At 47.6% G+C, this 11,588-nt stretch carries 12 protein-coding genes, 1 pseudogene and 1 riboswitch; of the genes and pseudogenes, 9 read left to right on the top strand and 4 right to left on the bottom strand.

From position 1 onward, the window contains the following. Positions 1–39: 39 nt before the first annotated feature. Positions 40–115: riboswitch (cyclic di-GMP riboswitch) on the bottom strand. 59 nt (positions 116–174) lie between these two features. Then, positions 175–1,671, bottom strand: coding sequence for an O-antigen ligase family protein (locus H581_RS0124730; RefSeq protein WP_028612344.1), 1,497 nt, complete (start codon positions 1,669–1,671; stop codon positions 175–177). A gap of 287 nt (positions 1,672–1,958) precedes the next feature. On the opposite strand from H581_RS0124730, the gene H581_RS0124725 reads away from it, so the two are divergent. Continuing rightward, positions 1,959–2,561, top strand: a complete 603-nt coding sequence (locus H581_RS0124725; RefSeq protein WP_028612343.1) for a YdeI/OmpD-associated family protein — start codon at positions 1,959–1,961, stop codon at positions 2,559–2,561. A gap of 141 nt (positions 2,562–2,702) precedes the next feature. Here H581_RS0124725 and H581_RS0124720 read toward each other — a convergent pair whose 3' ends face one another. Both H581_RS0124720 and H581_RS0124715 read right to left on the bottom strand, forming a co-directional pair. After that, a complete protein-coding gene (locus H581_RS0124720) occupies positions 2,703–3,329 on the bottom strand; it encodes a DUF2306 domain-containing protein (protein ID WP_028612342.1) in 627 nt (208 codons plus the stop codon). A gap of 47 nt (positions 3,330–3,376) precedes the next feature. After that, positions 3,377–4,408, bottom strand: coding sequence for a DJ-1/PfpI family protein (locus H581_RS0124715; protein WP_028612341.1), 1,032 nt, complete (start codon positions 4,406–4,408; stop codon positions 3,377–3,379). 172 nt (positions 4,409–4,580) lie between these two features. Here H581_RS0124715 and H581_RS0124710 point away from each other — a divergent pair, with 172 nt between their 5' ends. Both H581_RS0124710 and H581_RS35305 read left to right on the top strand, forming a co-directional pair. Then, complete coding sequence (locus H581_RS0124710; RefSeq protein ID WP_028612340.1) at positions 4,581–5,264, top strand: response regulator transcription factor; 684 nt, start codon at positions 4,581–4,583, stop codon at positions 5,262–5,264. A 1-nt stretch (position 5,265) separates the two neighbouring features. Then, positions 5,266–6,601 (top strand): annotated as a pseudogene (locus H581_RS35305) (sensor histidine kinase). Between the two features lie 31 nt (positions 6,602–6,632). On the opposite strand, the gene H581_RS0124700 reads toward H581_RS35305, so the two are convergent. Further along, a complete protein-coding gene (locus tag H581_RS0124700; protein WP_028612339.1) occupies positions 6,633–7,178 on the bottom strand; it encodes a DUF1697 domain-containing protein in 546 nt (181 codons plus the stop codon). Between the two features lie 183 nt (positions 7,179–7,361). Between H581_RS0124700 and H581_RS0124695 the strand changes: the two genes are divergently transcribed. The 6 genes from H581_RS0124695 to H581_RS0124670 all read left to right on the top strand — a co-directional run bounded on the left by H581_RS0124695 (position 7,362) and on the right by H581_RS0124670 (position 10,878). Further along, entirely contained in the window at positions 7,362–7,820 is a 459-nt protein-coding gene (locus H581_RS0124695) for a MarR family winged helix-turn-helix transcriptional regulator (RefSeq protein ID WP_028612338.1), read from the top strand. After that, a complete protein-coding gene (locus H581_RS35300; RefSeq protein ID WP_051251347.1) occupies positions 7,804–8,133 on the top strand; it encodes a hypothetical protein in 330 nt (109 codons plus the stop codon). The genes H581_RS0124695 and H581_RS35300 overlap by 17 nt, the downstream gene beginning before the upstream one ends. Before the next feature lie 14 nt (positions 8,134–8,147). Then, on the top strand, positions 8,148–8,738 hold the full coding sequence (locus tag H581_RS0124685) for a class I SAM-dependent methyltransferase (protein WP_028612337.1): 591 nt from the start codon (positions 8,148–8,150) through the stop codon (positions 8,736–8,738). A gap of 127 nt (positions 8,739–8,865) precedes the next feature. Beyond that, complete coding sequence (locus H581_RS0124680) at positions 8,866–9,429, top strand: GNAT family N-acetyltransferase (RefSeq protein WP_028612336.1); 564 nt, start codon at positions 8,866–8,868, stop codon at positions 9,427–9,429. Between the two features lie 31 nt (positions 9,430–9,460). Further along, positions 9,461–9,970, top strand: a complete 510-nt coding sequence (locus H581_RS0124675; RefSeq protein WP_028612335.1) for a DUF402 domain-containing protein — start codon at positions 9,461–9,463, stop codon at positions 9,968–9,970. Beyond that, positions 9,967–10,878 (top strand): phosphotransferase family protein, encoded by a 912-nt coding sequence (locus H581_RS0124670; protein ID WP_028612334.1) that lies wholly within the window; start codon positions 9,967–9,969, stop codon positions 10,876–10,878. Before H581_RS0124675 ends, H581_RS0124670 begins: the two co-directional genes overlap by 4 nt. Positions 10,879–11,588: the final 710 nt, after the last annotated feature.

Below are 11,588 nucleotides of genomic sequence, written 5' to 3'. Positions count from 1 at the left end.
CATCCCAATAAAGGATGCGTAAACGAGCTTATGCATCACTTCGGCAGTCTGGCGATCCGACTAGGGACCCATGACTTTGCGTACACGCCTTGCGGCGCGGTTGCCTTTTATCGGTAATATTGTAATGGAAATTCTATCACTTCGCGACCATCGTACCATGTATCCGGGGCGATCTCAATCCTTATTTGTCGAAATAGCATTTATCTGGTTCAAAAGATTCATATAAAGAACCTGGTCGGGCAGCATTTCATGCGCTTGCCGGAGTTTTTTCTCGGCCAACCGATAGTAGAAGGACTCACCGGTCTCATTGCCTTGTTTCACATATCCTTTAGCCGAGCCATAGAGGACTGTAGATGACCAGGGAAGCAAACGTTCCGCCTTTGCGAACGTCGCCTGGGCTTCAACAAATCGTTCTTCTTTCACATAGGAATTAGCCGTCCAGTAACCGCCATAGCCAACGGCAAGCCAACCCGATAAACAAACAACCGCGGCCGCTGCCGGCAGAACAAGGCCGAGAATACGCCCAGGAAGGCGTGCCGTGTACATTTTGCCGCCCCATGGTACCGTCAGGCACGCCAGCACTCCGAATAAAAACGGGAAGGTCAGATCAAAGTCAAATCCGGCATGAAGAAGCATAGCGGTAACAAGCAGTATGGCGCCTTTGGTCCATAGGGCGGTTTCGTCTATCGATTTTCTTACCCGCCTGATCGCTGTCCAATAGTATATTCCAAGCCATCCTGCGAATAGGAGGAGACCGAACACTCCGAGATCTACCGCTACCTGAACGAAGTGGTTATGCAAGAACCGGACAAAATAATCTTGCGACTGGTATTGATGAACGAGCAGGCTCCAACCGCCGCCGCCCGTCCCTCCACGCCAATAATCGCGGATCATGCCGATGCTGTCTTTCCAGTAGACCAGCCTGATTTGAAACTCCGAGGTTTTGCTCTGAATCGACGAAACGCGCTGCCAGAAGAAGAGTCCGTCCCCTTTAATCAACAGGGCGATTCCAAGACCGGATAGATGGGCAAGTCCAATGGGCACCCATAACGACCGCTTACGCAGCTCTGCAAACCAGATAGCCGCCAAGCAAATCATGACCAGCCATAATACCCATACTGACCGCGAGAAAGTTAACAGCAGTCCGACCGCATTTATGCTCATCAGCACCACATGGACAAGGCGGCGCTCCTCCAGAAATGAGAATAGACATACCAATATATTGACTAGCAAAAAGATTGCCAGCGCATTTGCATATTCCAGTGTCGATTCAAGCCGTCCATTCCGTTCCATTCCGAATAAAATGCCCGCTATCGTCAGTAATGCTCCGATCTTGGGCCACATTTGATATAACCGGGTTAATTGAGCTTGCGGAATCATAGCGACTAGCAATGACAAAGGAAGTAAACCGGTCACCCGTTCCGCTTCAAGCACCGCTTGTTCAACATCTGCCGCATAAAGAACCGCGATCCAATAGCCGGCCACAAATAACAGAATGAACAGATGGGTGATGGAAAATACCCACTCTCGTTTCAGGCAAAGAATGACGATAAGCCCGATAAAGAGACAAAGATTTGAAACTAAAAATGCCGTTTCGGTGAAATATCCTTGCCAAAACGCGCCGATCCCAAAAAATATAGTTAATAAGATGAATGCCATTCGGTTCGCCATGCTCCCCCTCCGTTTGTACTATTGTATCGGAATATGCAGGAAAGAATATTAGCTGGCATTCCCGAAGCATAAATGCGATACGCGGTATTTTCTTTTTAATGACGGGCGCTGCGTCCGAAGAGCCGCAAACTTTAGGGAGGCGGTGAAATTAACGGCTGTCCATTCGCTTAATTATAAAAGGAAGGAGAGCCTTTGCGGAGCAGTTGATCACGGGAAAATACTTGATATAATTGAGGATGATCGTTCCTCGCTGTGCGGACCGAAAAATTAAAAAGGGGTGTTCCTTGATGACAAAAGGTGAAAGGAATTCTAAGATTGATCCATTTTTTAGGAAGGCTAAAAAGTGGAACGAAGAATTCGAGCTGTTGAGAAATATCGTTCTTGACTGCGAGTTGACCGAAGAGTTTAAGTGGATGCATCCTTGTTACACGTTTCAGGATAAAAACATTGTTTTAATACATGGATTTAAAGAATACTGCGCGCTTCTGTTTCACAAAGGCGCCTTGTTGAAGGATCCCCATGGTATCCTAATCCAACAAACGGAGAATGTGCAGGCGGCGCGCCAGATTCGGTTCACCAATGTTCAGGAAATAGACGAGATGCAGCTTATCGTGAAAGCTTATATCGATGAAGCCATTGAAGTTGAAAAAGCCGGTTTGCAAGTGGACTATAAAAAGAATACGGAATACGTCATTCCTGAGGAATTACAAAATAAATTCGTTGAAATCCCTGACTTGAAAACGGCTTTTGAAGCATTGACGCCGGGACGGCAACGAGCGTACATTCTTCATTTTTCTGCACCGAAACAATCCAAAACCCGAGAGTCGAGGGTTGAAAAATATTTGCCGCATATTCTGAGCGGAAAGGGAATGGATGATAGGGATATGTAATGAGAAAATTTATGAAATCGATGTCAAACGAAAAAACGGGGATATAATACAAAAAAGCTTGAGAAATCAAGCTTTTTTGTATTATATCCCTATATCCAGGCTTAGAACGAGTGCAAACGATAGAAGTAATCTGAATTTTTTTCATTTTACCAATATCTTTCTAATCATGACCTCGGGTATGACCAGCAGCAGCACGATGGAGCCGTAGACGCCAATGGTATAGCTGGCAACGTAAACGAGACCGAATCCCTGATGAAGAAGGGAGGTGACGAGATGAATCAGCATGTTTGTGAAACAAAAGGCGTAACTTCGGATCATCCAGTTCCGGTGCCGGATGATCCGCTTCTTTTTGATTTGAACGAGCGCCGCGATAGTTATAAGCAGCCATATGATATTTAGCGCATTGAACCCCATACTGCTTATTTTTCCTCCGGTGGCGTAAGGCGCCATGTAGCCGGAAGTCAGCACGACAAGAAGCACGGATACGATATACACGTAGCCGTTTATACGATGGAGCTTGCGGCTTTTTTCAAAGAATCGATTCGAAAAGTTGAGCAGCCCCGCCGCCATGGCAATGCAGGCGAACGCGACATGAACGTGCATCACGTTCAACCAGACCGGGAGATTAAGCTCGCGCTTAAGTCCGGTTTTATGGCTTAGAAATTCCTCGGCTCCAGGATCGATCACATAATTGTCCGCCAAGGCGTAGAGGATAATTAGAATACTGATACAGGTCAATAGACCGAATAATGTTTTCCGTTTCTTCATGCGATCCCTCCTCGGCCCCATATGTATTAGCCACGCACAATGCCGGGTTAGGAAACCCGCATGCCCGATAATTTGGATGCCGGCAGCATGCCGGCCTTGGCGGTTCCGGTCAGGCGATCTCCATCGGCGGCAACTTCGAATTTCAGATTTAAGCGCATGGGTTTCGTGATTCGCAGCAGCCAGGTAAGCTTGTTGTCCTGCAATACGGGGTTCAAAAACGCTACCGTCTCATTCCCTTGCGTTGCCTTGCCTTGAATCCCATTACTTGTTGAAATGGAGAGCTTGACCTGCAGTTTCCCAACCGGCGTCGCGATTGTCGTATCCCAATCCCCATCGAAGACAGATGATTGTGTAATTTCGTGATCCTGCGTGCCATAGGCCATTGACGCTTTGTCCGCCGCGAGATTCGGTTCGTCGCTTGTCAATGCTTTTTGACTGCCGGGCGCCATTCCTGCTTCTCTCCAAACCGTCCCCCTCCGTTCAAATTCGAACAACTGCTCTACCGCGTGCGCGATACGCGGCCCAAGCTCGCGTTCCACCAGATACAGCGCTACATCGAGTCCCGACGTTACGCCGCCGCCGGTAACCAGGTTGCCATCGTCCACGACGCGTGCCGAGACGGGGACGGCCCCGGTTGCTCCAAGCAAATTCATGCCCAGATGATTGGTTACAGCCGGCCTGCCTTCCAAGAGCCCTCCCATGGCCAATAACAGGGAGCCGCCGCATACCGTGGCGATTACGATGTCTTTGTGCCCGAGTGCCTGACCAATCATACCGGTCAATTCTGTATGCAATGCCTGTCCCAGAATAGCCGGGATCGAATGGGGGCCAACTCCCTCGATTTCACCGGACGCGCCAGGCACGAGAATGATGCCCGCACGTTCCGGGTTCAATCTGCCGCTCGCTTCAATAGTTAACCCGTTGATGCCGCTAGCCACGGACCTTGGCCCTTCGGCGGTGACGAGTTCGACGCTTAACGCGTTGTCGGCATACATGGCAGCGGCGCAAAAAACCTCATAAGGCGCAATAGCGTCCAGAAGGTCGAAGCCGTCAAAAAGCACGATTTGAACCGTTAACATCCGTAAATCCTCCTTGTATCCAAGTCAGTTCGCAAGAAGAATGATAACAAACGAATATCTCGAACGAAGTTGTAAAATAGTCACAAAATCATAAACAAATCATCATAAATCAGGCGGTTACGCTAGATCATGAGGAAAAAATGATAAACTGGAATTCAAAGGTGGGATATTCATGAGCGAAGGAAATACGATACTGGTTGTAGACGACGACCAGAGCATCGTCGAACTATTGAGGGACTTTTTAGAGTTCGAAAATTTTCAAGTGATAACCGCATGCGATACCGCGCAAGCGTGGGCCGTGTTAGAGCAAAGCTCCATTCATTGTATTGTTCTTGACATCATGATGCCGGGACAAAACGGATTTGAGTTATGTCGCCGGATCCGGGCGGAGAGCAACGTTCCCATCCTTTTCTTAAGCGCGCGCAGCGATGATGTGGACAAGATTCGAGGGCTGACGCTCGGCGGGGATGATTATATTGTTAAAACCGCGTCTCCGGGAGAGATTGTAGCCCGGGTGAAGGCGGTCTTACGGCGATCCGGTTCGCAGGAAAGCCATATAAGCGTTTGGGATGACGGTCGACTCAAGATTAATCTGTCCACACACGAAGTATTCATAGATGGGAAAAATATTTCGCTCACGCCAAGGGAGTTTGAGCTGTTGCGATTGTTTGCCGAGCATCCGAGACATGTTTTTTCGTATGACCGGTTGCTTCATAAATTTTGGGACGGAGTGGGCGATAAGCATACCATCCGGGTCCATCTCAGCCGGCTTCGCGAGAAAATCGAGTCCGATCCGAATCGGCCGCAATACCTGATTAACGTATGGGGCGTAGGGTACCGCTTCGAGGGAGGTTAACATGAGAACAGTACGCATTCGTACGTTTACTCTGTTTGGCTTGTATCTGATCTTCATGATTCCGTGGTTATTTTATTTGGCGGCGCACTTTATGGAGACCGGTGCGCTAAGATTCGGAGAGGGTATGCAGGATGATCGCCTCCGGCAAAGCCATGTGGCCGAGATCATGCAGATGATCGAATCGGGCTCCGGCCATTGGACGGAGCCGGCTTGGCAGAGTCGGCTGCATGACCGGCTGCGGGCAGAGGAGATGGACATGGTTATTTCTGACTGCGTCAGATCAGGAAATTTTTCGGTCCAATCCGGAGCGTGACGGCGCTTTGAAATCGGCAGAGAGGTTCTCGATCATAGAGGACGGGCGCTTGATTGGAAGGGTTGTCGTTTACCTGCCGGATTCGAATACGGTTCAAACGATTGCGGCGATTGCAGGATTTCTGCTCGCTGTATTTATTGTCGGGGTTGAAATGCGCAGATTCCTTCTTAAGCCTCTCGAGAAGATGAGTTTGGCAGCCAGACAGATTGCCGCAGGAGATTGGGACGTTCAGCTGCCCTTGTCCCGGATCAAAGAAATCGCCGAGGTGCGCGACGGATTCAAAGCGATGGTGAAGGGACTGCAGGAATCCAATCGTAAACAAGCGGAATTGGAGGAAGAACGCCGATTCGTCATTGCTGCCGTCGCTCATGATTTGCGGACACCGTTATTCGCATTACGCGGCTATTTGGACGGAATGGAACAAGGCATCGCCAGGACGCCGGATAAATTGGCCCAATATTTGGCGGTCTGCAAGGAAAAATCAGCGCAGTTGGACAGGCTGGTTGAGGACCTGTTCACCTTTACAAAGATGGAGTACCTGGAAGCGGGGCTCGACCAAAACACGGTTGACCTTAAACTCATCCTGCAGAAAGCGATAGACAGCCTGCGTCCGATAGCCGGGCGAAAGCACATCTCCGTGATCGCGAATTATGCCGCAGACGATTTGACTATAGTTGGCGATTCGCATTTATTGGAGCGCGCCATGAACAATTTGCTGGACAATGCCGCCAGGCACACGCCCTCTCATGGGAAAATATTCGTTCAATGCCGTAAGGTTGGTCATAAAGTCGCTTTTACGGTTCAGGATACGGGGCCGGGCTTCTCACCGGAAGAATTGCAGCGGGTTTTCGAACCTTTATATCGCGGTGAAATATCCAGGAACCGTTCAACCGGAGGCAGCGGATTAGGGATGACGATTTCACAACGAATCATTAAGCGTCACGGAGGCGAGCTTGCCGCAGGCAACCATTCGGAGGGCGGAGCTCTGCTGACAGGTTGGATACCTGTAAACGGCCCGGATTAAAAGTTGAACCATCCGAGCACATCTCCAGTGCTTACTTTTCCGAGGCCAGCATAAGCTCATATATTTTGCGGGTTGTATTTACGTTTCTTACAGTCGTTTGTCGATAAATATCTGATTTGATAATATTTGTCATGCCGCTCCTGGTAACATGCTGCTTGCAAACCGACCATAGAATGGCTCCTGAAACGTATATCACCGTATCCATATCCGGTTTGATGACCAGCTTGTCCAGCACGGATTCATTATTGATATCGTCCCACAAAAATAGCACGTCGCTTTTCATCTTATCGTCGTTAGTCCATGACTCCGGAAGCGAAGACATGATTCTTTTCATATCATTTAAATCAAGAACCAGCACTTTGATTTGTAATCCGAAGGTTTCCTGAATAGACATTTCCAGAATGGATGCTATTTTTGCTTTTGACCGGCTGTTGTACGTGAAAATAATATTGCCTGAATTGATATATGTGACTACGTTGTTCATACCGGCTTGCTCGAAAGATTGTTTAAGCAGCTTCATGTCAATTTTATTTTTTCCGCCGACATTGATCCCGCGGAGTAGTGCGACATAGACCATAATGACCTCCCGGACGATATTGTTCGAATTCCTCTTGTTTCTCTCTATGCTTATTATTCGCTCGAGAGGCAGGAATTCCTTTTATAAGAGACTGACTATAACGTTGACAATTTCATAGCTGAATGATAAGTTATACGTGTATCATACAACAAATGTTTAATGCACATGAATGGAGATGGTATTATGCAACGGGATAACGTACTTGAATTAAGAGGAATTATGCAACAATTCATTCGGTCATTTGGACTGCTGGAGCAAACGGAAACACCTTGCGGCTTTTCGATGTCGCTATCCCAAGTTTTTGCGCTTCAAGAGTTGGAGAAAGAAACGCTCACGGTCTCGGAACTAGCCGAGAAGCTTCAGTTGGAAAGAAGCTCGGTGAGCAGGTTGGTTGACGGACTTGTGAAAGGAGGTTTTGTTTCAAGGGAATTAAACGAAAACAATCGCAGGGAAGTTATATTATCTTTAACCGATAAGGGACTAAGCTCCATTCGGAAACTACGCGAACAATCGGTCGAGTTTTATAATAACATCCTTGAGAAGATGTCTGAATCAGATCAAGTGCAATTTTTCGAAAGCTTTAAAACGTTTACCGAATCCTTAATCGAAATGAGGAGAGGAAGAAATGAAGCACGTTCATAAAAAAGAAGCAGCAACAACGGTTGCAGCTTCCGTTTCTTCAATTATTTTCTCTATTATAGCTGCTTCTCATCACTGGCTTCATATGCTGATCTTACTTGTACTTGGAAGTTCAACAAATATAATGGTCGGCATGCCGGAAATGAATTGGCTTAGAAAAGCTATGATATTAGCAACCTTCATTACCGCGCTTTATTCTATCTATCGCCTAATTAAGCATAAACATATGCCTGCTTGGATGAAAGGGATGACTTACGTATCGGTTTTAACCTCTCTTGGTTTTAGTATCTATACGCTTTATCGTTTTGGCTGGTAAGGAGGTGAAAAAAGATGACATTACCCTTTGATAAAAACTTATCTCATTTAGGTTGGGAAGAAGTGAAAAAACGACAATTGCATCGGCTGCCGCTTGCAGACGAATGGATTGATATCGTTCAAATGAAACCGGGCCATTCGGTATTAGACATAGGACCAGGTCCCGGGGTATTTACCATACGGTATGCGGAAGCGGTTGGGGACACGGGGAGGATAACCGTACTTGAGAAATCGCGGGAGGCAATTGAGTATCTGGTGAAGTATGTTTCCCTATTAAACTTTCAGATTCGAGTATTGATAGGTGACGCTGAAAAAACAGATTTAACAGGGCTAAGTCCATTCCATATTATTATGCTGACCGATATCCTGCACCATACGGATTCACCAACCAAATTATTGAAAAATATCTATGAAAACATCCCCCAAAAGAATACGCGTGTGTTAATTTCCGAGTTCGATCCAACGTCGAAAGGAAAATTTGGTCCACCATTAGATAAACGTTTGGGGGATGAATATCTATTGGAAATAGTAAAGAATATCGGTTTTACTGTAATCTCAAGCAATAAGCAATTATTCGAACATTACTATATAGTCATCGAGAAATAACTTATTTTTTTGCAAAATGAGTGTATTATACAACAGTTGTATTAAGAATATAATTACCTCTTCTCGCCGGACTGCGGAGAAAAAGGTATACTATTAGGAGCTAATATCGATATGGAGGTCAAGCAGCATGTCATCCTACACTCGAACGAATTCTATAGGGATTATCCAACCGGATGTTAAAATTTTCCAAGCGAATGAAGAAGATACGCCTGCCGTCCTGCAGCTGCTTGTCCGCACGGCGGAATGGTTACAGAGCAAAGGATCCACGCAGTGGAACGGCTTGCTGCGCGGCGAGGATTCCCATCGGACGCCGGAGGCCGTCAAACGGGGCGAAGTTTACATATTCATACAAGGCAGCGTATTGGCCGGCATGGTCATGCTGATGCAGGAAGCGAGCGCTTGGGACCGGGAGCTATGGGGAGATGAAGGGCATGAATCCTCCGTCTACCTGCATCGTCTGAACATTAACCGCGAGGCTTCGGGCAAAAAGCTGGGCGAGGCCATTGTTCGCTGGGCCGCTTCCGGTATTCATTTTGCCGGGAAGGACCGCATTCGGCTTGATTGTATCGCGAATAACGCGAAGCTGAACGATTTTTACCGGAGCTGCGGTTATGAATACATAGGTTCAGTCTCCAATGCGATGGGGGAATTCAGTAAATATGAGAAGCTGGTTCATCGCAGCCCGGAATGAAGAAGGATGAACTCAGTTAGGAGGATACAGGGTGGAGAACCGGATCAAGTTGAGAGCGTTAAAATATCCCGATCACAGCCATTATGAATGGGAAGGCGAATTGCTGGAGCAGACAGACGACTATGTCGCGGTTCTCTGTAAACCGGGCCGGCAGCTCGTTCACCATACGAAGAATAAAGTGTTTACGATTAATAACACCTCTCTTGAATTTTTCTTTCTAAAAGAATGGTGTACGGTCGCTATAGAAATAGAGCATGGCCAGGCTGCTTCCTATTATTGTAATGTAGCCATGCCGTCTGTCATGAACAATCGTGACATCACTTTCGTAGATTTGGACCTGGATTTGTTGAAAGGACGCAACGAGGATTGGAAGGTCGTCGACGAGGAAGAGTTCGAATCGAACAGCATAAAGTATCGGTACCCTCCCGAGCTTATGGAGAATGCCGTTGCCGCCTTAACCCGTCTGAAAGAGAAAGTACGAAGAGCTGAATTTCCTTTTAATGAAGAGGCTCTGAACGGTTTGCGGGTGAATAAACCATGACGAGGGAGGCTTATGAGCAGATTGCCGGCAAGGTCGTTCCCGGATCCAGACTGCTGCGCATCTGGGAGCTGGAAGGCGGGGTTTCGGCACAGGTAACGGGACTGGAAATAGAGAAACCGGACGGTCAGCTGAAAAAATTAATCGTGCGCCGCCACGGCGCTGCGGATCTCGCACGAAATCCGCATGTCGCGGCGGATGAGTTTCATCTTCTGAAGCGGCTTCATGCCGCAGGCTTGCCTGTTCCGGAACCGTATGCTGCGGACGAATCCGGAGGCATTCTGCCTTCGCCTTACGTGGTAATTGCGTTCATTGAAGGCCGGGAGGACTTTGCCCCTTCGGATCCGGAAGGCTGCAGCATGCAGTTAGCCGACCATCTGGCCGGTATTCACCAGGTAGACATCGATGCCTATCAGCTGCAATTTCTTCCCAAGCAGGATGAAATCTATGCCGGGCTAGTTGCGAGAAGACCGGTTCGCCTGGACAAATCGCTGGATGAGGGACGGATCAGGGATTCGCTGGAGCGGGTGTGGCCGTTGCCGCGCGTGAATCGAATCGGACTGCTGCATGGGGATTATTGGCCGGGGAATATCTTGTGGAAGGACGGCCGGTTAGCGGCCGTCATCGACTGGGAGGATGCGGCTCTCGGTGATCCGTTGGCGGATTTTGCAAATGCCGGATTGGAAATTCTGTTCGCTTTCGGAGAGGACGCGATGACTACCTTCAGGCGTCGGTATATGTCCAGGATGACGGCTTTGGATTACGCCAATCTTCCTTATTGGGAGCTCTGCGCGGCATTGCGGCCTGCTTCCAAGCTGTCCGAGTGGGGTTTGGACGCTGAAACCGAGAAGAGGATGAGGGAACGGCATAAGCGGTTCGTCAACCGGATTTTTGACGAGCTGTCCCGTTAAGCGGATAGGAAGACACTGACCAGCCAAGCTATTGTTTGCAAGAAGACTTCCTTGTTTAAGTAATAAGTAACTCTCGCTTGTGAGAAGACTTTCTTGGGTAAGTAATTAAGTAACTCTCGCTTGTAAGAAGACTTTCTTGGGTAAGTGGCAAGTAACGACGTAAAGTTAGTGTCAGAAACTGAAATTAATTTCGATGACATTCGATTTCGCAGCCGTTTAGTCTCGAGAATTGAAACTATATCTCTCATTCCGCCATTTGCACCTTCGACTTCCGTTGTTAAGTTCGAAATTTGAAATTAACTACCTCATTTAGGAGATGTACGATTTTTTAGTTTCAAAAAGTTAAACTAAGCTGGCTTTCGTTCGCCTTATCTCATCTATTCAAGGGCTTCCGAGAGGCGGCTTTGTTCAATTTTAAGTTTAACGCTTATAAATGGTCTTCTATTACATCGCGAAACCGTTGCGCCTTTTGACAAGGACGCCGATAGGCGGTTCTGCTTGTTTCGAGCGCTTACAAAAAAATAACCCGCAAAGCTGCGGGCCAAAGTCAAGCTATATAGGAAAGGGAGTTGTTGGACTTCAGTATAGGCCCCGTACCTTAAAGGAAGCTGAAACCCGGTTTATGACCGGATTAAAATAAGATTACAATTCCTTTACAAATGGCGAAGAGTTCGCGACCTGTAAATCCGGATTGGGACAAACAAAATGAT

Origin of the sequence: Paenibacillus harenae DSM 16969 (assembly GCF_000422465.1) — a bacterium.
Lineage (GTDB): Bacteria > Bacillota > Bacilli > Paenibacillales > Paenibacillaceae > Pristimantibacillus > Pristimantibacillus harenae.
This window is presented reverse-complemented; position numbering and strand designations above follow the sequence as displayed.